At 61.3% G+C, this 21,319-nt stretch carries 18 protein-coding genes; 3 read left to right on the top strand and 15 right to left on the bottom strand.

Annotated elements, in window-relative coordinates:
• Positions 1-45 precede the first annotated feature (45 nt).
• Together scpB and PRI8871_RS18905 are read right to left on the bottom strand one after the other, a co-directional pair.
• Positions 46-669, bottom strand: coding sequence for an SMC-Scp complex subunit ScpB (scpB, locus tag PRI8871_RS18910; protein WP_108887757.1), 624 nt, complete (start codon positions 667-669; stop codon positions 46-48).
• Positions 670-671: 2 nt separating this feature from the next.
• Positions 672-1,556 (bottom strand): DUF1403 family protein, encoded by an 885-nt coding sequence (locus tag PRI8871_RS18905; protein WP_108887756.1) that lies wholly within the window; start codon positions 1,554-1,556, stop codon positions 672-674.
• Positions 1,557-1,669: 113 nt separating this feature from the next.
• On the opposite strand from PRI8871_RS18905, the gene PRI8871_RS18900 reads away from it, so the two are divergent.
• Complete coding sequence (locus PRI8871_RS18900; protein WP_370742199.1) at positions 1,670-2,779, top strand: tyrosine-type recombinase/integrase; 1,110 nt, start codon at positions 1,670-1,672, stop codon at positions 2,777-2,779.
• A 12-nt stretch (positions 2,780-2,791) separates the two neighbouring features.
• On the opposite strand, the gene repC is transcribed toward PRI8871_RS18900, so the two are convergent.
• The 4 genes from repC to PRI8871_RS18880 form a co-directional block, all read right to left on the bottom strand.
• Positions 2,792-4,072 carry a plasmid replication protein RepC gene (repC, locus tag PRI8871_RS18895; RefSeq protein ID WP_108887755.1) on the bottom strand — a complete coding sequence of 427 codons (1,281 nt, stop codon included), beginning with the start codon at positions 4,070-4,072 and terminating at the stop codon, positions 2,792-2,794.
• A 160-nt stretch (positions 4,073-4,232) separates the two neighbouring features.
• The gene (repB, locus tag PRI8871_RS18890) at positions 4,233-5,228 is read right to left on the bottom strand and encodes a plasmid partitioning protein RepB (RefSeq protein WP_108887754.1); all 996 of its coding nucleotides are present in this window, start codon (positions 5,226-5,228) and stop codon (positions 4,233-4,235) included.
• 103 nt (positions 5,229-5,331) lie between these two features.
• Complete coding sequence (repA, locus tag PRI8871_RS18885; protein WP_108887753.1) at positions 5,332-6,543, bottom strand: plasmid partitioning protein RepA; 1,212 nt, start codon at positions 6,541-6,543, stop codon at positions 5,332-5,334.
• A 492-nt stretch (positions 6,544-7,035) separates the two neighbouring features.
• Positions 7,036-7,374, bottom strand: a complete 339-nt coding sequence (locus PRI8871_RS18880) for a DUF736 domain-containing protein (RefSeq protein ID WP_008335659.1) — start codon at positions 7,372-7,374, stop codon at positions 7,036-7,038.
• 641 nt (positions 7,375-8,015) lie between these two features.
• Here PRI8871_RS18880 and PRI8871_RS18870 point away from each other — a divergent pair.
• Positions 8,016-8,357 (top strand): type II toxin-antitoxin system RelE/ParE family toxin, encoded by a 342-nt coding sequence (locus PRI8871_RS18870; protein WP_108887767.1) that lies wholly within the window; start codon positions 8,016-8,018, stop codon positions 8,355-8,357.
• Complete coding sequence (locus tag PRI8871_RS18865) at positions 8,354-8,647, top strand: helix-turn-helix domain-containing protein (protein ID WP_108887752.1); 294 nt, start codon at positions 8,354-8,356, stop codon at positions 8,645-8,647. Before PRI8871_RS18870 ends, PRI8871_RS18865 begins: the two co-directional genes overlap by 4 nt.
• 8 nt (positions 8,648-8,655) lie before the next feature.
• On the opposite strand, the gene PRI8871_RS18860 is transcribed toward PRI8871_RS18865, so the two are convergent.
• The 9 genes from PRI8871_RS18860 to PRI8871_RS18820 form a co-directional block, all read right to left on the bottom strand.
• The gene (locus PRI8871_RS18860) at positions 8,656-9,567 is read right to left on the bottom strand and encodes a DUF2493 domain-containing protein (protein ID WP_108887751.1); all 912 of its coding nucleotides are present in this window, start codon (positions 9,565-9,567) and stop codon (positions 8,656-8,658) included.
• Positions 9,568-9,864: 297 nt separating this feature from the next.
• The gene (locus PRI8871_RS18855; RefSeq protein WP_108887750.1) at positions 9,865-10,911 is read right to left on the bottom strand and encodes a DUF7146 domain-containing protein; all 1,047 of its coding nucleotides are present in this window, start codon (positions 10,909-10,911) and stop codon (positions 9,865-9,867) included.
• Positions 10,908-15,305: a strawberry notch-like NTP hydrolase domain-containing protein gene (locus PRI8871_RS18850; RefSeq protein ID WP_108887749.1), complete on the bottom strand. Its 4,398-nt coding sequence runs from the start codon at positions 15,303-15,305 to the stop codon at positions 10,908-10,910. The genes PRI8871_RS18855 and PRI8871_RS18850 overlap by 4 nt, the downstream gene beginning before the upstream one ends.
• 513 nt (positions 15,306-15,818) lie before the next feature.
• A complete protein-coding gene (locus tag PRI8871_RS18845; protein WP_009574135.1) occupies positions 15,819-16,454 on the bottom strand; it encodes a hypothetical protein in 636 nt (211 codons plus the stop codon).
• A gap of 105 nt (positions 16,455-16,559) precedes the next feature.
• A complete protein-coding gene (locus PRI8871_RS18840; protein ID WP_009574134.1) occupies positions 16,560-17,036 on the bottom strand; it encodes a DUF6915 family protein in 477 nt (158 codons plus the stop codon).
• A 3-nt stretch (positions 17,037-17,039) separates the two neighbouring features.
• Positions 17,040-17,423, bottom strand: a complete 384-nt coding sequence (locus PRI8871_RS18835; protein WP_108887748.1) for a DUF6878 family protein — start codon at positions 17,421-17,423, stop codon at positions 17,040-17,042.
• A 78-nt stretch (positions 17,424-17,501) separates the two neighbouring features.
• Positions 17,502-17,798, bottom strand: a complete 297-nt coding sequence (locus tag PRI8871_RS18830) for a hypothetical protein (protein ID WP_009574130.1) — start codon at positions 17,796-17,798, stop codon at positions 17,502-17,504.
• A 117-nt stretch (positions 17,799-17,915) separates the two neighbouring features.
• Positions 17,916-18,296 carry a DUF3768 domain-containing protein gene (locus tag PRI8871_RS18825; protein WP_108887747.1) on the bottom strand — a complete coding sequence of 127 codons (381 nt, stop codon included), beginning with the start codon at positions 18,294-18,296 and terminating at the stop codon, positions 17,916-17,918.
• 126 nt (positions 18,297-18,422) lie between these two features.
• On the bottom strand, positions 18,423-20,594 hold the full coding sequence (locus tag PRI8871_RS18820; protein ID WP_108887766.1) for a ParB/RepB/Spo0J family partition protein: 2,172 nt from the start codon (positions 20,592-20,594) through the stop codon (positions 18,423-18,425).
• Positions 20,595-21,319: the final 725 nt, after the last annotated feature.

Raw genomic sequence — 21,319 nt, 5'->3', positions numbered from 1 at the left:
GAGCAAAAGCCGCTGGATGGCTCATCTCGCACACGTTGTTCAACTTTAGGCTTGCTGGGAACACACTACCTGATCTGGAACACCCATTACACCGGCATCCACCAACTGCTCCCGATCCGGAAGATCACGCAGGCTTTCCAACCCGAACGCGACAAGAAACTGCTCCGTGGTCACGAAGGTATGGGGCGCACCGCGCCGAGGCGACCGTGGCCCGGTCCCGATCAGCCCGCGCACATGCAGCCGACCAATCAGATCACGGCTGATTTCCTTGCCGAAGATGTCTTTCAGCCCGTCGCGGGTGATCGGTTGATGGTAGGCGATGGCGGCCAAAATCGCGACGTCGAATTCACTCAGATCCATCAACTGGTCCCCGACATCTGCGGCGGCACGGATCGCGGGCGCGTAGGCGGACCGCGACCGGAACATCCAGCCCCCGGCGACTTGCGCGATCTTGAACGCCCGTCCCTCCAGATCGGCGGCTAGGTCCTCGACCAGCAAGTCGACCGAGGCCCCCTGCCCCACCACGCGCGCCAGGTCTTCGCGGGCGACCGGCGAGGCCGAGGCAAAGAGCACCGCCTCGATCCGGCGCATCCATTCTCGCCAACGCAGTTCCGGCAGAAGGTCCGTCAGCTCGCGGTCAAACACGGGTTCGGAGCGATCCTTGACCATCGCTACACCCCGTAAAGCCGGAAGGTGTCGCGGCCGGTCAGCTCTCGCACCGCGCCGAGGTCGACCAGCCGGTCGCAGAGCCGGCGGGCGGCGCGATCCGGCAGGGGCAGCGCAGAAGGTGCCACGGCATCGCGGGTCAGGAACATCTCGACTGCCTCGCCCGCCCCCTTGGCCCGCAGCTTTGGCGCGACAGCCTTCAGATGCGCGGCCCGCCGCGCGAGATCTGCCGCGAGGCGCACAGCCTCGGCCGCCGACGAGAGAAGCGCGCGATGACAGGCGAGCCGCAAGTCGTCCCCATGCTTGCGAAGGTCGGCCCGTTTCAGACCCGTGGCCAGAAGTGGAATGAGATGATCCCAGCCAACCGCCTGCGCTAGGGCCGCATCGGCGAGGATCAGCGCGGGGACTTCCTGTCTCGGCGTCTCCGTGAGAACCATCTCCAGTACCATCGCCGCGCGGCGCACCGGCGCGCCCTGCCCCGTATCAAGCCAGCATGCGATCCGCTCGGCCTGAAGATCGGGGAGCGCCCGGCACAGCGCCTTAATCGACACCGGCCGCTCCACCGCACGTCGCCAGGCCAGATAGGTCTCGCCCGCCGGTCCGGGCAGGTCGCCGGGGCGCAGCAGATGCACCGCATCGCGCAACAGGCTTGCCCTTTCGAACCGCCCGGAGAACGCGACACAAGCCTCCGCTGCACGCAACGCCAGCCGGTCCCGCAACAAGGCTTGGGGCACCAACTCGCGTCCCAACACTAGATGCAGGTTGTTCAGCGCCGCACCCGACAAAAACGCAACATCTTCAAGGGTTTCAACACGTGCTGAAGTGACCCAGGCGGGCATCCGGGGTAGCGTGTCAGAATAGTCGGTGGGATCGGGCTGGGCATGGGTCATCCTAGGAGTGTAGCCCATGACGGCGCTTCAATCCATTAAATAGCGACCAAACCGCCCCACCCTGTCTTTCACTGCTATGTCCAATAAGTTTGCTTTATCGGACCCGAAAAGATATGCTCAGCGGCATGTCAGAAAACACCGAGAAATCGAGCTCAGACGTGCCAATCGGGCCTTCGTCCAACGAGGACAACGAGAGAAATCGTCCTGACGGCGAGGCCTTGAGCCTTCCGTCCTTTGTAGCGGGCTCAGGCACGCTCGATCGGCTGGTCGATACGGCCCGCGACTACGCACGTGCTGCTGCGTCTGAGAACACGCTGAAGGCCTATGCGAAGGACTGGGCGCACTTCGCACGCTGGTGCCGGATGAGGGGCACGGAACCGCTGCCCCCCTCACCCGAGATGGTCGGGCTATACCTCGCCGATCTGGCCTCCGGGTCTGGCCCCTCCCCTGCCCTTTCGGTCAGCACCATCGACCGCCGCCTGTCGGGCCTTGCCTGGAACTACGCGCAGCGGGGGTTCACTCTCGATCGGAAGAACTGTCACATCGCCACGGTGCTGGCCGGAATCAAGCGCAGACACGCGCGCCCGCCAGTGCAGAAGGAAGCCATCCTGGCCGAGGACATCCTCGCGATGGTTGCCACCCTGCCCTATGACCTGCGCGGATTGCGAGATCGAGCGATCTTACTTTTGGGCTACACCGGCGGTCTGCGCCGCTCAGAAATCGTCAGCCTAGACGCGCACAAAGATGACACCCCGGACTCTGGCGGTTGGATCGAGATCTTCGACAAGGGCGCCCTGCTGACCCTCAATGCCAAGACCGGCTGGCGCGAGGTCGAGATCGGCCGCGGCTCGAAAGATCAGACCTGCCCCGTGCATGCTCTCGAACAATGGCTGCACTTTGCGAAGATCGACTTCGGTCCGGTCTTTGTCGGCACATCGCGCGATGGCAAACGGGCCTCCGAAACGCGGCTCAACGACAAGCATGTAGCCCGGCTGATCAAGCGCACCGTCCTGGACGCCGGCATCCGCTCCGAACTGCCCGAAAAGGAACGTCTGGCGCTGTTCTCTGGCCACTCGCTGCGTGCCGGCCTTGCCAGTTCCGCTGAGGTCGACGAACGCTATGTCCAGAAACAACTGGGACACGCCTCGGCCGAGATGACCCGCCGCTACCAGCGCCGGCGCGATCGGTTCCGGGTGAACCTGACCAAAGCTGCCGGTCTCTGACCCCCTGCCCCATCACGCCGCCTGCCCGCTGAGCCTGCCATAGAAGCTGCGCTCGAGATGCAAATCCCCTGTCCCGGCCTTCTCGACCATGCCGCGCAGATAGCCGCCCGGGGAGGAAACCTCGCCTGCGCAATGCTTCTCGAAAACAAGCGCCAGCGCCGCTGTCGCCACCTGTTTGCCCAATCGGTCCTGCGCCACGTTCCAGGCATGCTCGGACACCCCGATCATCGGCCTGAGCTGCCCGGCAACACGATGCAGATCGCCCCAATCCTTCAGGAACCCGCCCATATTTCGGGCCCAGGACGCGAATTCGGGACAGGCCTGCATCACAGTGGGCAGATCCAGTGCTGCTCGCTTCTTGCGTACCTCAGCAACCCACTCTTCCAGCTCCCTATCAACCTGATCTTCGGGTTTAGCATTGGGCACCGCGGCCGCGACTTCCTCATTTTCTGAGGAATTACTAGTTACAGGATTAAGTTGGTTTGTAATTAGTATATGAGGGTCAGAAATGACCTCCCTGGGGTTCATTTTTTGAGTCTTCTTAGCAACTTGCTCCTTGGTTTCCGGCGTGTTTTCCACAGATTGAACGACCTCTGTTGCCTTAAGATAGGCAGCCTCGACGCGCTCCTGAAGCTCCTTGAACCAAGTCAAGAGTCGTGCAAGCTGCTCTGAGGCTTCGTGACGGCGCGGAAGCCGGTCCAGAAGCTCCTCGAAAAGGCCTGTGAATTGCGTCCAGGGCCCGCGCAGCGCGCCGCTGACGGCTGCCTCGATGCGCGCGCGGATCATCCGGCGTGCCACCGTGATCTGACGCTTCAGGCGTTGGCAGAGCTCGCGCTCGGTCTGCAAATCGGCATGAAGCTCCTCGAACTCATCGACACGGGCTGAAAGCGGCGACAGATCGAAGCCATAGGCCTCGACAATGCGCCCCTCGGCGTCCCTGCGGCCCCACCGCTTGCCGTTTGGGCTGTCCTGGAAGGAGATCACGCCAATCTCGGCCAGGCGCCGTGCATGGCGCTTGAGTGCGGAGAGCGAAAACCCCGTCTGCTCCATCAGATAGGCATTCGAAGCCCAGACGATCGGACGTTGCCCTTCCTCCCAGTCCTGGGTCTGGGTGAAGGCCCCGAGCGTATCGAGAAGCATCATGTCTCCGGCCTTGAGGCCAATATATGCACCGACCCGCTTCACGGCCACGAAGGCCCGTGTTTTGGGTACAGCCACCTGTTCACCGGCTTGGGCAAGCTGCTCTGCAATGCCAAGACCCGGTGTCGGCTTGCGCCAACCTGTATGTTTCATGCCAGTTTCTCACCTCCAGTTATGTGGAGGCAAAAGAAAGCCGTTCGCCGAAGTGGCGTTCTTGTTGACAGTGATTCGCGGGAGAGATATCTTCTAAGCGACCAAACTTTTCAGATTAGCTCTCAGGCCACGCTGCTTGGGGGCTTTTCTTTTGCCTAGATCATTGTTCTGACTGCTCCTCTTTCGTCGCGAGGAATTCGCTGTACAGCTGATCAAGCCGACCCGAGAGAAAGTCCCCGAACTCGGTTGAATCTTGTGCCGTAAGCGAAATGCTGAATGCCTTTCCGGAACGACCGATGACTCCCTTGATGCGGCCTTTGCCGGCGGTCCAGGTTCGCTTCTTGGGCGTAGCACGCGTTTTTCGGCGCTTCGGCGCCCTGCCCGCTTCTGCCAGCTTGCTGTGCAGGAACTCAAAGCGAGCATCACTGTCGAGGTTTTGAAACTCGTCGAACTCCAAAGCTCCCTTGAGGATCTTGCCATTCGATGGTTCCGAAGCCAACTTCTTGAAGTCTTCCCAGCGATCACGCCCAATCTGCTTGGCCGGCCCAATCTGTTCGATGACGTGCCGAGGGACGTTCTGCGCCACTGACAGCATCCGTGAAAGCAACGTCCCATCGATGGTAAGGGCGGACTGGATCACGTCCTTTGCTTGCCCCATATCCAAGAGGCTCTTCGCAAATAGGGCCTTCTCAATAAAAGAGAGATCTGCGCGCGCAGTGTTTTCCTGACCTTGAGCAAGAATGTGGGCCACATCGTCCATTGGTTTTACAACTGCGCGAACCTTACGGCCGAGCGCCGATGCAACTCGCACACGGCGATGCCCGAAGACGATCATATAGCGGCCATCCGCTTCCGGATGCGGCCTAAGCAATACCGGCGTGTCCTGGCGACTCGCTGCGATTGATGCCTTCAGTTCGTCGAAAGCAACATCGTCATCACTAAGCCGATCCGAAACGAATGACACATCGATCAATTTCGGATCGATCTCGACAATGGTTTCGCCTTCAAGGAGACGCTTCGAGTTCTCCGCAAGGCTATCAATCGAAACCTTCATCGATTTCGAAGCACCGCGCATTGCGTATCCAGAGCGACCGGAATCCTTCGGCTGCTCCGGCGAGCCGGCCATGACGCTCTTTAGGAGGTCTTTGCGAGCCATCAAGCCATCTCCCTTTCGTCCGAATCCAACGGACACGCAGCGCGCATTTCGACAGTTGCACGGCTGTCAAAACTGGCTCTCTGCACGGCTGTCAAAACCACATTCATTCTCGCCCCCAAGCCTTGTGGATCAGTTCAGCGATTTCGTCGTTCACATCATTCAAAGACGTCACGGCGCGGTCGTAAGTAGTCCGCACGAACTGAGACCGTTCAACTTCGTAAAGCGTCTGCTTTGTGATCCCAGCGTCGGAGATCGCCGTAGACTTCAGCACAGGAGCCGACAACATCTGATTTGGGAACATCGCCTGGAGGAACCCAACCATCTGCTTTTGGGGACCGTCCGTTGGTTCAAATCTCGTTACGAGGTAACGGAACCACTTCAGGCGCATGTTCGCTCCAGCGTCACGGATCGTCTTCATGATCCCGCCCAGCATCAGGAGAAACTGGCTCATCGACATGACGTCCAGCATCTGAGGATGGACCGTCACAATAACCGAGGAAGAAGCCGTGAGAGCAGTGAGCGTGAGGTAGCCCAGCTGAGGAGGGCAATCGAACACAACCACGTCATAGCGATCATCAACCTCGCTAAGCGCCTTCGATATGCGAGTGAAGAAGGTACGGCCCTCATGGGGATCACTGCTCGTCAAAGCAACTGGGGTATCGTATTCGTACTCTTGAAGCTCGAGACTTGCCGGAACGATATCTAGGTTGGGAAAGTTTGTTGGCCGGATCACCTCTGAGATCGGCTTGCGCTCGTCATCATACCGAAGTGTCTCGTAGAGCGAAGGCACGTCGTCGAGTTCAGGCTGAATGCCGTGCAAAGCTGTGAGCGAGGCTTGAGGGTCCAAGTCGATCGCAAGAACTCGATGCCCTTTCAACGCCAAGTGCTGCGCGAGGTGGGCGGCGGTAGTGGTCTTTCCGGAACCCCCCTTGAAGTTTACGACAGATACAACGTGCAGTTCTTCGCCAGGTTGCCGATAGGGGACATAACGGCGTTTTCCGGGGCGGCCATGCTTGTCGAGATAAGCTCTCAGTTCCAGCATCTGCTCGGCCGAGTAGCTGCGCCTCCCGGACGACGATGTTTCAGGTTCAGGACCTTTGCCTTCGAGATGAAGCTTCTTAATGGTCGACTGTGTTACGCCGAGATAGTAGGCAACTTCGGCCAATGAAAACTGACGTAGACCTTTTTGGGCGTCCGGAGGATACTGTTCCTGCCGCAACATATTGAGGCGGTCGGAAATCAGCTCTCCTTGCTGTAGGATGATCTCGTCGAAGGGTTGATCCTTCGTATCAGCCGCAAAAGACCGTTCTCGCATCCGCCTGTCCTCTAAATATCGCTTTTTCAGCGATTTCGCTCATTAAAGTGTCATCTACACGGAAAAACGAGTCTTAACAACGATTTTCGCCCGGCGGCTAGATCTTACCCAATCCACCAGAGTGCCTAGATGTCTCGACAAAGTGTAGCGATTGAGGAATGTAGCCACCCAATATCTAGGGGGAGCCGTCACTAGCTCGGATGTGCAGTCAACTTTAACTTCGCGCCCGTTACACCTCAACTACCTGTTATTATTTTATTTTTCTGCACTGCACGGCTGTCAAAATGTAAAGCGCTCGAAGCTTCAGAACGCTAGGGGGACCACGAATCCGTCTCCTCCAAAACGGATTGCGTCATCATCACCTTGAGCCGATTCAGTGATAAGTTGCTTCTACCAAGCGCGCCAACCACTGGTCCCAAAATACGGGGAATGCGTGTCAGCATGAAGGGAAGCAGCGGGAATCGGCTGGGTTGCCCCAGCCGATTCTTTGCGTCACGCGGCGTCTTTCGGCCCCCAGGGGATGACGGCCTGCAGGGACAGATCGTCCTGGTTCGCGGCCTTGCCGAGGTTGGCGTTGAAGCCGTGGTCGCGGATGGTCAGCGTGTAGTAGTCGGCGCCGGTCTCCTTGTTCTGCTTCTTCCAGATGCCGCCGCACTCGACCAGCTTGCCGCGCGGGGAGCGGCCGAGGACGCGGTGCGTGGGGGCCATCGGGTTCGAGCTCGCGACGGGTTCGACCGTGATGTCGAGGTCGAAGGTCAGGGTCGAGATGGAGCCGACGCCCTTGGCGGTTTCGATATCGGCGCTGGTGAATTTGATGCAGTTCGTGGTCATTGCTCTTCTCCTTGTTTGCGTTGCAATGATGGTCACCTTGCAGCTGGCCAAGGCCCGGGCACACCGAAGGCGAAGCGCAGCGGAGAGGGGCAGGCGCCGGTCTTTTTGCTCCGCGAGGAATGGCCCGCAGGGTCAGGGGAAAAAGATCGGCGGCAACCTTTGTGGACGGGACGACAGCTGCGACCAGCATGTCATGCAACTCAGACAAAGGGAGAAGTGCGGCGGCCACGAAGGAAACCGGGTGAACAGCCGAGGGAGATGCCGCGTGGGCCCTGGCTCCCTTCGAACTCACCGGAGGTAAGACACAGTGCAGATGTCAAAACCGCGTCCGTCAGGATCACTACCGCGCCGATTGTCTTTGCTGAAGCGCCCACGATGCGGAGGAGTGCTGCAGGCGAACAGAGCGTGGAACGAAAGGACGGGTCGCCACGAGACACCGCAACCATCCAATAACCCCAAATGACAGCCCGGCTAGTTGGTTCGGTCAGAAAATGCGACAAGATATTTCGTCAAGGGTCGCCGCAACCAACGGACAGAGCATACTGCTGCCTAGCTCTAGCATCAGTTGCCCACTTGCCCTTAGAGTGCGCATACTATACGTCATTGACACATACGCCGCGAAAACCTATATGGGACAAGAGATGACACGATTGCAAACAGTGGTCGAACTGCCCGAATTTCAGAGGCGCGCCAAGGCAATCATGTCGGACCAGGAGCGAGAGGCCGCGATCGACTTCATCGCCGCCAATCCGGAAGCGGGCATCTCTCTTGGCGGCGGACTTCGGAAGGTCCGAATCCCGAGAGAGGGGGGCGGAAGGAGCGGCGGCTTCAGGACGGTGTATGTCTTTGGCGGGACCCATATGCCGATCTTTCTGATTACGGTCTTTGCCAAGAATGAGAAAGCCAACCTGTCGAAGTCTGAGCAGGCCGCGGCGGTAGAGATGAGCAAAGCGCTTGTCGCGAAATATGGAGACACAACATGAGTGCATTTGAATCCGTGTCCAAGGGACTGGGAGAGGCGCTGGCCTTCGCAGATGGCGAATTGGCCGGCGCGAAGGTCCATGAAGTTTCCGTTGCTGAGGTCGATGTCGCCCAAGTTCGGCAACGGACTGGCCTGTCCCAGGCGGAGTTCGCCAAGAGCATTGGCGTCGCGAAAGGCACGCTGCTGAACTGGGAACACGGGCGCCGACACCCGACAGGCCCGGCACAGGTTCTGCTGGCACTGATCGCAAAGAAGCCTTCTGTCGTGCAGGATCTATTACGCGGCACGTGAACCGGGGCCTAAGCCCCGATCCTCTTGATGCGGATCCCGAGCTTGCGGGCTTTGTCGACGATGTTCTCGGTGATCCCCGAACCGGGGGTGGCGATCAGACCCTGCGGCATGGTCTCGAGCATCTTGTCGTTGCGCTTGAAGGGGGCGGCCTTGCCGTGACTCTTCCAGTCGGGCTTGAAGACCACCTGGGTTACACCTCGGGTATCTGCCCAGCGGGCCGCGATCATCTCGGCACCCTTGGGCGTCCCCCCGTGCAGGAGCACCATGTCGGGGTATTTGGCGTGCGTGGCGTCGAGGACGGACCAGATCAGATCATAGGCCTGATAATCCCCACCCGAGAAAGCGATCCGCGTGCCTTCGGGGCAGTGTACTTCGGTCTCCTTACGGCGCTTGGCCGAGAGATAGGCCCGGCTGTCGACCACGGCGGAGGTGAGGCCGCGATGCGAGACCTTGGATCCGCTGCGGGGCAGCCAGGGCGAACCGGTGGCGGCCGAGAAATGGTCCACGGCCAGATCGCGCATCTGCTCGAAGGCGTCGCGATGGTCCCAGAGTTTGAGCCCGATCATCTGGAGGCGCTCAAGCTCGACCGAGGCGACCTCGGAGCCGTCCTGGATTGCCAAACTTTCCCGGACCTCGAATTCATTGTCATCGTGAAGCTTCTGGATATGGGTGAGCCGGCGATGGAAGATCGAGGTCAGGGACCAGAGCATCTCTTCGAGATTGTCTTCCAACTGGCTGCCGGTGAGGAGGCCGATGGTGGTGTCAAAGAGCGTCGCCAAGGCGAGCTCGACCTCGTTGGGCTGGGGGAGGGGGCGATGATCGGTCTCGCCGGGCCCGGGCGTTGCGCCATGAAGTGCGAGATGGTCGAGGATGGCGGAGGTCACGCCGGTTTCCTCTTGGATGTCTGTCTGATGGGGCATTGTCAGGTTCCTCTGTTTGATCTGACCCGATTTGGATGGGGCGATACCAGGACCGGCGGCGACCGGGCCGCATCCGTCAGGATCGGAGCAAAGCGGAGAATGCGCCACGGGCCGGAAAATTGTCCCGCGAGGAATGGGCCGAAGGGGCAGGGGAATTTTCTGGTGCGCGGCGCATTGCTGCCCGGGCGAGGGGCACTCAGCCCCGACCCGCTGGCCCATCGCTCCCCTTATCCAAACGGGATCAGATCGAACCGTCGGAACCTTTGCCCGGTCGGACATCCCCGGTGAGGTTGGCGGTCACCCGTCCTTGATCTCCAAACCTTGAGCTTTCATGGCCTCGAGCAGGGACCGGCGCAGCGCATCACTGCCAAATGCCCGCAGATCGTCGTTGAAATCCCCCATCGTCGGCACGAGATCACCACAGGCAATTCCAAGCGTTTCCAGTTGGTTACGCAATCTCGATGATGCGTTACGTCCAGCTTCGTCCTTATCCCGCGCGATCCAGATACGCTTGACGCCTGACGACGGGATGAAGAGACCGAGATGGGTGGCGGTGAGACAGGAGGCGAGGTCGAACTCCGGGAGAGCCGTACCGACCGAGAGGGTGGTCTCGAGACCTTCGCCGACGATGAGATCGCTGCGAGGTGAGCCGGACCAGAAGCGGATGGCATGGCCGTGAAGCTTCCCCAGGATCCGCTTGGGGCTCTCGATCTCGGCCAAACTGCCGGTGGACGGGTCGAGATAGAAGCGTGCGCATCCGGTGATCTGCCCGCGATTGTCGGTGATCTTCGCGAGCAGGGCAGGGGCCCTTTGCGGCAGATCGGGGTCGTCCGCGCCGGGGCCCAGAAAGACCCGCGGGTGATAGCGCAGCGCAGGACCGAAGCGCGCAATGTCGCGCCCCTGCAGATAGCTGGCGGCCAAAGTGCCAAGCACCGGCTTGCCGGCGGCGAAGAGTTTGCATGCCCGCGTGATGCGTTTGCTGGAGGCTGCATCCGGGCGCTCCGCACTTCCGGGTTCACGAGGCACGGCAGGGCAGGGGGTCTCTCCCAAGAAGGCCCGGGCCTCCCTCAGCGTTTCTTTGAGCGTGGCCGACCCAAGCCTTTGCTGCAGGAGATCGATCAGATCGCCATATTCCCCCGTCGCGAAATCGGTCCAGGATCCGGCTTTGCGCCCACCCTGGGCCTGGAGCCGGACGACAAGGCTTTGACCCTTTTCGCCCGAGGTGTCGCCAACCTGCCAATAATTGCCCTGCTTGCGTCCCTCGGAGAAGTACTGGCGGCAGAAACTCTCAGCACGGTCTGCGAGATCGGCCGAGAGATCTGCAATACTGCGTCGCGCGCTCATGCAGCGGCCTCCGCGGCGCTTGCGCCAACCGGATGCGCGGCGAGTACCCGTGCCAGAACCTCGATGCCGTCGACGGGGATGAACACCCGTGTCTTCCACTGGATTACCTCGGTGAAACAGCCCATCGCCTTCAGTGCGGTCAGGGCCGTGCTTGACGCCCCAATGAGTTCGAGCCTCGGCTGTCCCATGACCAGCGACCGGCGCAGCTGGTAGCCGCCAAGGAGGCTGAGTGTCGTCTTCGCCTCCATGACCGCGCTGAGCACTTCCTGAGGCGTCATTTCGATCTGGCAGTCGAGCCCGAGCCGCGCGTAGACGTTCAGAAGCTGCTCCTGACTGACCAAGCGGCCGATGGCGCGTTCGCCATCCTCGGTCTGCAGGCGGTAGATGCGCATGTTGTCAGCGGGCAGCCGGTCCCAGATTGGCAGGAGCAACCCACAGATCAGCGTGATCTTCGAGGTGGTAAACTCGGGCACCGCCTCAACCTCGGCCCGCCAGAGCTGCTCGAACATCGCATCTTCGATCTCTTCCCAGTGCGATTTCGAGAACTCGGTCAGGGCAAGGATCTCGGCCGCCATGGGACGCAGGAGCTTCACCCGAAGGATTGGCACACCGTCCTCATCCATGAAGGCAGGTGCATTCACCATCAGCGCCGCGCGTTTCGAGAAGGAGTTCCAGCACAGCGTCGCGCCCATCGACTCAGAGCAGATCTGTTTGACACGAGGCAAGGTCAGCGGATCGTTGCGATCGGTGCGCTCCACGGTCAAGGCGGTGGCCGTCGCCCCCGTCGCCTCATGCTCGAAGATGACCTTGCGGTCGACAATTTCGAACTTCTCGGCGCGCAGGGTCTCCAGGCCCACATCGAGCGTGCCGGCCTGGCGCGCGTCCTCGATGATCGCCGAAAGAAACCCGCCGAAGGCCTCAAAAATCGCGTCCTGCATGTCGATGCGGAGCGCGAGACAGCGATTCAGGAATTGCTGGATCGGCGGCAGGTTTTCTTTCATGGTGCCATCCGCCTCATCGAGCGTCAGCCCGGTCATCTCCTCGAACTTCGCGTAAGAACAGGCGTCGATCTTGCCCGCGCGCAGCTTGTAGAAGAAGTGCCGCAGCGCAGCGCGCGCGTAGGGGCTCTCGAGGTTGTCCTCGGCGCGGAACATGTTCTGACCTCCGGTCTCGCGTTGCCCCTTCGTGATGGCCCCGAGCGTGTCGAGACGGCGCGCGATGGTGGAGAGAAACCGCTTCTCACCTTTGACATTGGTCGCCACAGGCCGGAAAAGCGGCGGCTGCGCCTGGTTGGTGCGGTTGGTGCGCCCGAGCCCTTGGATCGCATTGTCGGCCTTCCAGCCCGGCTCCAGCAGGTAATGCACCCGCAGGCGCTGGTTCTTGGATCCAAGATCCGCATGATAGCTGCGCCCTGTGCCGCCCGCATCGGAGAAGATCAGGATGCGTTTGGCGTCGTCCATGAAGGCCTGGGTTTCGCCGAGGTTTGAGGAGGCGGGTCGGTTCTCGACCTTGAGGCGTCCTTCGCGTGTTTTCACGATACGCCGCTTGCGGCCCGTGACCTCGGCCACGGCGTCCGCGCCAAAATGCCAGAGGATCTGGTCGAGCGCGCCCTGCACCGGAGCGAGCGCCCCAAGATGCTCGATCAGATCATCGCGGCGCCGCTCCGCCTCGCGGCAGATAATCGGATTGCCATCGCCATCGCGGGCGGGGCGCGAGCGCAGATCGCCATTCTCGTCGGTGTAGGGCTCAAAAAGCTGCGTCGGGAAGGAGTGCATCAGGTAATCCATGATATTCTCGCGCGGGGTAAAATCGACCTGCAGGTCCTCCCACTCCGACGTCGGGATCTCCTCGAGCCGACGTTCCATCACAGCCTCGCTGGTCGAGACCACCTGGATCACCGCCGAATGACCCGCTGCCAGATCCGCCTCGATCGAACGGATCAGGGAGGGGCACTTCATGGCGGTGATGAGGTGGTTGAAGAAACGCTGCTTGTTGCTCTCGAAGGCCGAGCGCGCGGCGGATTTCGCCTGGGCGTTCAAGGTGCCCGTCTCGGAGGAAATGCCCGAGGCCTGAAGCGCGGCTTCAAGGTTGTTGTGGATGATCTGATAGGCATCGGCGTAGCTGTCATAGATCGCGATCTGCGCGGACGTCAGCTCATGCACCAGCATCTCGTATTCGACCCCGGCATAGGAGAGGGACCGAGCGAGATAAAGCCCGAGTGCCTTCAGGTCGCGCGAGATCATCTCCATGGCGGCAATGCCGCCGGCCTCCATCGCAGCAACGAATTCGGCCCGTGCCACGAAGGGGAAATCACCGGTGCCCCAGAGCCCGAGCCGGGAGGCATAAGCGAGATTGCCGACGACCGTCGCACCGGTGGCAGAGACATAGACGACGCGCGCATCAGGCACAGCGTTCTGCAGTGCGAGCCCCGCAAGACCTTGTTGGGACGCCTTCTTGTCGCCGCGGTTGGACTTTTCTCCCGCAGCATTGGCCATTGCGTGACTTTCATCGAAAGCGATGACCCCGTCGAACCCTTCGCCCAGCCAGGACGTGACCTGGTCGAGGCGGGAGGCTTTACCCTCGCGTGTCGCAGAGCGCAGCGTTGCATAGGTTACGAAGAGGATACCCTCAGGGAGAAGGATGTCGCTCCCCTGGCGGTATTTCGAGAGCGGCACGATATCGCTTTCGCGGCCACCGAGCGCCATCCAGTCGCGCCGCGCATCCTCGATGAGCTTGTCGCTCTTCGAGACCCAGACTGCCCGGCGGCGCCCCTGCAGCCAGTTGTCGAGGATGATGCCCGCGATCTGCCGCCCCTTGCCGCAGCCCGTGCCATCGCCGAGAAACCAGCCTTTGCGCAGGCGGAAGACGCCTTCGTCACCCTCGGCCGCCGCCATCAGCTGGCCTTCGATCTCGCCGCGCTTGAACCAGCCTTTGAGATGCGTCTGGTGCGCATTGCCTGCGTAGATGACGCTTTCGAGCTGCGGCGCGGAGAGAAGGCCATCCTCGACGAGGCTCTTTGGCAGGAGCGGGTGGTAGCTCGGCACGGGCGGCGGCACCGAGGCCATGGCGGCGGATTGCACGAGTGCTGTCGGATGTTCCGCCGCTCCGTCGATCCGGATCGCCTGCAGGTCATAGGCCTCGTAGACCGTGTCCTGCAGCGCGCCGTCGGGTTCGCTCCAGGCTTTCGGCAGATAGTCGAGCGGTGCCGTCGCGATGTCGTCAAATGGATGCCTCGCACGTTCTTCGGCAAGGGCACGGGTTTCCTGGCGGGCGGCGTTGCGCAGGGCGTTCAGGTTGGTCCGCGCCGCGGGTTTCGGCACCGCCAAGGCCGCGCTGGTGGGGCAGGGCGGAGGGCTGCACCGCTCCGGGCAATGCGCGAGCACTGCGGAGAGGAGATCGCCCGTGGTCGCGCAGATCGGATGATAGGCGGCCTCGATGGCGACCGGCTCAGTTTCTTCAGCGCCAGCCGGGCGTTTGTCGATCACTGTGAGCCGCGTGTCGATCGTGGTGCCGTGCCGCGCGAAAACCTTGCCGTCGATCGCGGCGGAAAACACCACGTCTGCGCTTTGTGCGATCCGATGTAAAGTTGACTGGAAAGATTTCGTGGAGGGGCGGAAGCTCTCGCCAGTGATGATGACAAGACGTCCGCCCGGCGCGAGGCGTGCTAGTGCGGAGAGCACATGCTGGCTGGTGGCCTGCAAGAACTTGCCCTCGACATGGTTGGCCGCAGAAAACGGCGGGTTCATCACGATGACCGAGGGCACGATGGACCGGTCGAGGCGGTCGTCGATTGAAGCGGCGTCGTGGTTTGACAATGCGGCATCGGGAAACAGCAGTCCCAACAAGGCGCGGCGGGTCTCCGCAAGTTCATTCAGCGCCAAGCGAGCGCCAGATATCCGTGCGAAGATTGCCAGCATGCCGGTGCCAGAGGATGGCTCGAGGACCAGGTCGTCGGCCCGAACCCCCGCCGCCTGCGCAACAATGGCCGCAAGGGGCAGAGGGGTCGAGAATTGTTGCAGACGGATACTGGCTTCCGAGCGCCGCGTGTGCGACGGGGCCAGGCCGGCGAGACGTTCGATCATTGTGAGGAAGGCCTGCGGCGAGGCCGCCTGGCGCTGCATCAATGCGCCGTAGCGCGAGAGCATATAGATCTGGGCGATCTCGGCGGCCTCATAGGCGTCTTTCCAGACCCAGGCGCCGCTCGTGTCGCTGGCGCGGAAGGCATCCTCCATCGCGGTGCGCAGGGCAGCGGCGTCGAGAGACCTTCCCGCTTCGAACAGGGGAACGAGGGCTGTCGCAGCCTGCATGAGATGTTGGGCAAAGCCTGTAACCTCGCACAGGGCAGGGGCTTCGGGCTCGGCGGCAAGCGGGACGGAATGGGGGTGAGCGTTCATCGGCAATCTCCGGGGTTGAGGGTTGGCCCCAAGCTCCGTGCGCACTCTCTCGCCCGGGAGGGGTCACCCCTCCCGCCCTGCCTCTCGCTCTTTCATGGGATTGCTGATCTCCGCCCTGCAGCGGAAACTTGTCCCCAGAATCTGGGGATGGGTCTGTGGGCGCTGCCGCGTAAGCCCTTGTCAGCTTGAGGCATTGCCAGCTCGCCTAAGTCTTGGGCGGTTTGCGGCCTGCGCATCCGAAACGGGTCCGTCGTCGACCGATCGGCGGCCGTACGTATCCGGACAACCTTCAGGAAGAGCTCTGAAAAAGAAAAAGGCGGCATCCGGGAGGAGGTGGATGCCGCCGTTTAGCTTAGATCGGCTCAGGGAGGAGGAGAGAACCAATCACATTAGAAGCATAGTGGTCATGCTGCGACCGCACAATAGCCGGGCCATGACATTTCTGCATTGCAGCAATGCGAGGTCACTTGGGACTCTCGCAATAAATGGACTGTGTGTCACCTTTGCCCGCCTCTAAGGGAGAGCCTGCGCTTGAGCGGCAGCGGACTGGGGTGTTTGACCCGGCGACGGAACTGGCACAGCGTGTCGCGCCTCGGGCAAACAGCCCGTCTCATAGTCGCCGACGAACCCCCAGGAGGCATCGACTTCCTCGCCATCGCGCTCGATGACATAGCCGTAGACCCGGCCGCTGAGATAGGCGTCGTAGCTGACGATCTCTGCGCGCAGGATATCTTCAGCCTTTTCATGCAGCGCCTTGGTGACGCGTTTCACACCGAACTCCGTCCGGACCGCCTCAAGCGTCACATAGACATAGCCAACCTGGCCGGAGTCCCACGGGCAGTGGAACCCGATGGTGTTCATCGCGAGACCGGAATGGTCATAGAGGAACACAGGCAGTAGCACTGACTTGGACTCGGCGCGGTCGCGCAGCTGGTCCATCGAGAGGTCGCTTTGGTCTGAGACACCAGCGAGATCGCGTAGGAACGCCTCGGGACCGTCGAACTGGTGGCTGTCACCCAGCCGATAGCGCCGATGCCAGCAGATCAATGTGCCGAGGTTGGACCACTGACGCGGGCTTTCGGCGTCGGTGTCATGGTAGATCTTGACGGTGTGGCCTTGGTAGGCCTCCTCGTAGACAGGGTCGTGCATGTCGTTATCCTTTCTTGAAACGCAATCGACCCGCCGAGCCGGTTGGGGCTCGAGCGGGTCGATTGCGACGTGGTCAGGTGGTTGGTGAGTTTGCCGCTCGACGGATCAGGCGGCGTCGCGGTTCAGGCGATGCTGGACGTGCTCGACCGAGACTTTGAGAAGCCAATCCTCAAACCCGAGAATGGTCTGGTGATTGGCCACCGCCGCGATCCAGACCGCGCGCGGATCGCTGCCGATCTGCGTCGGATCGTTGTCTATCCGGCCATTGGCCATCCACGGCTCCGGCTGAATGCGGGCGAGCCAGTCCGCCAACGACGGGATGCGCCCCTGGCAGTCTTCGCGCACATGCTGCTCGCCAATCCAGCGGATCGGGACGACCCGGCCCGCGCTGTTGGTCAGGCTGTGTCCGAAGATCCGTTGGGCATCATAGATTCCGGCCGTATGATGGCGGTAGGCTCGGTGGACAAAGAGGGCCAGGTGCTCTTTGGATGAGTCAAACCAGTCATGCACATGCTGGTAATCATCTGGAACTCCACCGAACTTTCGGGCCGAACTTTCGGCGTGATGGAGGGGATGTGCCATGTGTTAAAGTCCCTCGTGTTCGGTGGTCGCAGACGCGATATAGCGGTTCGAGTGGCTGACATCGATCTTGTCCGCCTCGAGCGACCAGGTCAGTTCGCCGTAGCCGCCCTCGTTGTTCTCGAAGCCTGGGCTCAGAGCATAGGCAAAATCCCAACCGAAGTCTTCGACCCGGCGCCGCAACTCCTCCGTCAGGGTGATCGCATCAGGCGTCACCACGACATCCTCAACGTTGCCGGAATCTCCGTAGCCTTCGTATTGCACCTCGATGCTCGTCGCACCGAGGGTGCGCAACTCGGAGAGAAGCGCCGCACGGGTCTCGACCCGCTGTTCAGCAGCTCGTCTCTGAGATTCGAGCATCTGCGCGTAGAAATCAGTCGCTTGTGTCATGTCTTTGGTCCTTTGGAATTGGGAGAGGGGAGGGCGACCGCTCAGCCAGGCCGCCCTGGTGGTTTCCTCAAGCGGGCTTCAGGCCGCCGCGTCGCCGCGGTTTTCAGCTGTCCGGTCAACCAGGTTGAAATAAAGGTTCTCGGTCGCGCGCTTGAACCCAGGCGGTTTGCGCGGGGCGAGACAACGCACCGAAGCGCTGCAGCTCTCGCCGTGCTCCATCGCGAACTGCGTCACCTTGTCGATCAGGTCATCCATGCCCGCAGCCTGGATGCGCTTTTCGGGATAGCTCCCCAGCATCTGGAACTGGGTGACAACGAAGGCGCCATCGCGATGCGCGGGATAAAGGGTGATCTGGTAATCGAGTGTCTTGGCCATCTGAGGTCTCCTGCGGCGGACGGGACGCCACAATCGCGACCCTCGGAACCCGCCAGCGCAAAAGGACCGCCCTTTTGTGCAAGGGCGATCCGGGGCGGTGAGCAGGGATTGGAGGCGTCAGTATTCCGACGGGAGAAGCAGGGTCAGCACGCGACGCGTCTGTTTCGGGTCGGAAGGCTCAGGCGAGCCATATTGGTAGTCGACGTCGTACAAGTCGATCTTGAACCAAACCTTCGTGCCAATGAATTCGATGACCCCCATCTCGTGCCATCCCTGCGGGTCACTGTCGGCATTGAACGCGTCGAACGTGGCGACACGGCGGGTGAGATCCAGTTGGGCGTCGGGCCCAAGCGCCGCGACGCCACGCGTCATCACGAACTGGCCCTGAGGGGCATCGGCGACGGGCATATTGCCAAATACGGAACGCCGAAACGTGTCATTCTGGGCGGCGATGAGTGCGGCTTCCCGAACGGGATCGAGGTCGAGTGTGGTGGTCATGGGGTGTCTCCGTGACGGGCCAGCCGATCCGATATCGGCTGTAGGCAACCCGCCAGCCGGAAAGGGCCGCCCTCGATGTGAGGACAGCCCACAGTTCATGTGGCAATCAGATCGGTGTTTGCTTCGTCAGGCCGCATCCCCGCTGAGGAAGGCGGGCAAGGACGATGGTTCATCACTCTCTGCCTCGGCCAGAGCGTCTGCGGCGGGCACGTCGCCCTCCTCGGCCTCGGGCGCATCGCCAATCATTTTCGCGTCGGCCTCCGTCGCACCTACAAACACCATCCCTTCGGGCAACCAGCGCGTCGTCTTTGCAGCCGTCGCCGCGTCGAAACCTTCCGTCTCGTTGGCCGTTTCCGCGAAAGCCCGCTCCATGGCCGCGGCGAGATCGCCCTTACGCTCGCGATTGCGATCCTCGGCGTAGTCGTCGCCGATCAGCTTGCGCGCCGTGGCCACCGCATGGCCCTTGTTGACCCGGCCCCAGTAGTTTTGTGCCGTCGGGCGCCAGCAGGCCGCCACATCGACGTCAAGCCGCGCGCCGATCTCCTCGATGATTGGGGAAGGACGATTGTCAGAGGAGAGCTGCGGTTTGACCGCCAGACCCGTCGCCCAGGCGAAAAGCGCCTGCTTGTCCGCAATCGGCAGCGCCGACATCACCCGGAAGTCATCCGGTTTCTCCATCTTCATCCAGTCAGTGGCGAGATCCTGCTCCAGCGCCTCGAGCATCTTCTGGGCGACGGTGTCCGCATGCAGCACCTCGCGGTTTTGCGCCTGGAAAGGACAGATAGAGATGTCGAGCGCCTCGTTATTGTAGGACCGTCCCAAAGCCGGCTCGCAGAGCGCGTAAAGCATCGCATCGAACGCCACCTCGAAATCCGCCGCCAGATGCGCCCGCAGGATATGCTGACGCGTCGCGCGCAGATCGTCGGCCAGGCTTGCCGAAATCCCATCGGCTTTGCGCAACGTCGCGGCCGGGTCGGAGGTCGGCACCGGCGTGGAGGAGGTCGGCGGCGTCACATGGGGGCGGGCAGGGGAGGGGGCGCCATTCGCATCTGCGGTGGTATCTTCGGGCTCAGGTGCGGCTGGAATATCCTCGGGCCGCACAAGGCCTTTCTCGACGCGCAGCGCCCCGTCATGGCCGATGGTCAAAACCACGCCCGCGATAGCGCGATCTTCGTCTGCGTAAGGTTGCCGTTCGCGCTGCAAGCCCTCGATCTCGCGGAGCCGCGGCTCGATGGCGTAGTATTCTTCCGTCTCCGAATCCGTCCAATCCTCGCCGTCATTCTGCGCCGCTAGTTCTTCCTCGCGCGCGATGAGACGCTTTTCTTCGGCGAGCAGGTCCGGATCGGGGTCGATATCCTGCGGATAGACCCGCCCAAAACTGCGAAACGCGCCGTAATCCACCGAGAGATGCACCTCGACCCATTTCCACGCCGCTTCGAAGGATTTGGCCGCGGCTTGCAGCTTCTCGATGGCGAGGCGTTCGAGGAGCTCAGGGTTTTCCATATGGGCGCTGGCACGATCATCGAAGAGATCGCGGAGCAGCACACCTCCCGCCGCCTCATACGCCTCGATGCCGACAAAGCGCCCCAGGGCCGAGTTCGCCGAATGCGCGGTCTCGGTCAGCTGACGTTTAATGCTCTGCGGATGGATGTGATAGCCGCTTTTCACTGCGTTCCAGACCGCCATTTGCCGATCATGGTCGTCCGTCAGCGTGAAGGCCATCACGCATTCGAGAGTCAGGTCGCCCGCGCGGAACTGCTCGATGATTTCGGGCGCGACACGGGCGAGTTTGAGGCGACGCCTCACCAGGTCGACCGAGACGCCGAATTTCAGCGCAATCTCGCCCTCGCTGCGGCCCTCTCCGATCATCGCCTCAAAAGCCTCGAACTGGTCGGCCGGGTGCATCGCGGCGCGCTGGAGGTTTTCCGTTGCGGAGGTGAGGATAGCATCGCGCTCGTCCTCGACGAGGCAGGGCACCGGGTGATCTGCCGGAATGTCGCCGTCCTGGGCGAGTTGTTTCAGCGCCTTGAGGCGGCGGCCGCCGGCATCGACCGCAAAACGCGTCGCAGACAGCGCATGAACCACCAGGTTCTGTTTGATGCCTGTCTCACGGATGCTCGCGAGAAGCTCGGCGTCATCGCTGGCACCCGCGGCGACTTTGCGGACATTGAGCGGGCTCGACTCCAGTTGGTCGAGCGGGATCATCCGGATGTCGGCAGCGCCGTCAGGCGTTGCCGATCCGGATGCTTCGGTCTTCTTGGAGGTGGCGGGTTTCGGGCGAGTTGTGGTCTTGGCCATGATCAGGGTCCTTGTCATGCCGGACCCGGATGAGGCTCTCTCTATCCTTTCAAGCCCGGCACCCGGGCTTCCCTTTCTCGGACTTTCTCAAGTGACACTTTCAGTTCTTGGCTTAGTGTCAAAATCCAAAACCAGTAGATGACGACTAGTGCGAGAACGATAGCGGAGAGGAAAACCTTGTGACTTCGGTCATGGCGCGTCGCCACACACCTCCAATCCTTGAGCCTGCCGAACGTGCTTTCGGCCCAATTGCGGCGCTGGTTGTACTTCGCGCAGGCTGTCGGTTGCTTTGGGTTTGGAATTAAGTTTTGTGTCCACGCCGCCCTTAGTGCGACAGATAAGGTGGCATCGCTCCCTCTTTTAAGACCCTACCGGTCGCGCAACGGAGCATCTTCAGGTAGGTTACAGCGAACTTTGAGGTCTTGTCCTCGTCGTGTCCTTGAACGACGCCGGCCATTATCCGCGCAAAAAGACCTTTGTAACTTCAAAGCTTCCACTAGCTATAGAGCACTTTAGATGCGGCGTAGCCTCCCAGAACTTACGCCAGACATTAAGAAGTAAAGAGGAAAGCATGGCCATCAGATTCTCCTCTCTCCACCTAGGGTCAGGACCCATTGATTTCCGTCTAGCGGCGTGATTCACGGTTCGAAAAACGAGCGGTGAACATGTCTGATCTTTTCTGGTTGAGCGATGCGCAGATGGCGCGTTTGAAGCCCTATTTTCCA

It is taken from the genome of Pseudoprimorskyibacter insulae (assembly GCF_900302505.1).
Taxonomy (GTDB): domain Bacteria; phylum Pseudomonadota; class Alphaproteobacteria; order Rhodobacterales; family Rhodobacteraceae; genus Pseudoprimorskyibacter; species Pseudoprimorskyibacter insulae.
The sequence above is the reverse complement of the archived record's forward strand: the minus strand, read 5'-3'. Positions and strand labels throughout refer to the sequence as shown.

Excerpts from the sequence above, each read along its gene's own strand:
- PRI8871_RS18845 (WP_009574135.1), bottom strand. The coding sequence starts at position 16,454 with ATGCACGACCCTGTCTACGAGGAGGCCTACCAAGGCCACACCGTCAAG.
- repA (WP_108887753.1), bottom strand. The coding sequence starts at position 6,543 with ATGCGAGAACGGTCTTTTGCGGCTGATACGAAGGATCAACCCTTCGAC.
- PRI8871_RS18820 (WP_108887766.1), bottom strand. The coding sequence starts at position 20,594 with ATGGCCAAGACCACAACTCGCCCGAAACCCGCCACCTCCAAGAAGACC.
- repC (WP_108887755.1), bottom strand. The coding sequence starts at position 4,072 with ATGAAACATACAGGTTGGCGCAAGCCGACACCGGGTCTTGGCATTGCA.
- PRI8871_RS18865 (WP_108887752.1), top strand. The coding sequence starts at position 8,354 with ATGAGTGCATTTGAATCCGTGTCCAAGGGACTGGGAGAGGCGCTGGCC.
- repB (WP_108887754.1), bottom strand. The coding sequence starts at position 5,228 with ATGGCTCGCAAAGACCTCCTAAAGAGCGTCATGGCCGGCTCGCCGGAG.
- PRI8871_RS18850 (WP_108887749.1), bottom strand. The coding sequence starts at position 15,305 with ATGAACGCTCACCCCCATTCCGTCCCGCTTGCCGCCGAGCCCGAAGCC.
- PRI8871_RS18835 (WP_108887748.1), bottom strand. The coding sequence starts at position 17,423 with ATGACACAAGCGACTGATTTCTACGCGCAGATGCTCGAATCTCAGAGA.
- scpB (WP_108887757.1), bottom strand. The coding sequence starts at position 669 with ATGGTCAAGGATCGCTCCGAACCCGTGTTTGACCGCGAGCTGACGGAC.
- PRI8871_RS18880 (WP_008335659.1), bottom strand. The coding sequence starts at position 7,374 with ATGACCACGAACTGCATCAAATTCACCAGCGCCGATATCGAAACCGCC.
- PRI8871_RS18870 (WP_108887767.1), top strand. The coding sequence starts at position 8,016 with ATGACACGATTGCAAACAGTGGTCGAACTGCCCGAATTTCAGAGGCGC.
- PRI8871_RS18830 (WP_009574130.1), bottom strand. The coding sequence starts at position 17,798 with ATGGCCAAGACACTCGATTACCAGATCACCCTTTATCCCGCGCATCGC.
- PRI8871_RS18855 (WP_108887750.1), bottom strand. The coding sequence starts at position 10,911 with ATGAGCGCGCGACGCAGTATTGCAGATCTCTCGGCCGATCTCGCAGAC.
- PRI8871_RS18825 (WP_108887747.1), bottom strand. The coding sequence starts at position 18,296 with ATGACCACCACACTCGACCTCGATCCCGTTCGGGAAGCCGCACTCATC.
- PRI8871_RS18900 (WP_370742199.1), top strand. The coding sequence starts at position 1,670 with ATGCTCAGCGGCATGTCAGAAAACACCGAGAAATCGAGCTCAGACGTG.
- PRI8871_RS18905 (WP_108887756.1), bottom strand. The coding sequence starts at position 1,556 with ATGACCCATGCCCAGCCCGATCCCACCGACTATTCTGACACGCTACCC.
- PRI8871_RS18840 (WP_009574134.1), bottom strand. The coding sequence starts at position 17,036 with ATGGCACATCCCCTCCATCACGCCGAAAGTTCGGCCCGAAAGTTCGGT.
- PRI8871_RS18860 (WP_108887751.1), bottom strand. The coding sequence starts at position 9,567 with ATGCCCCATCAGACAGACATCCAAGAGGAAACCGGCGTGACCTCCGCC.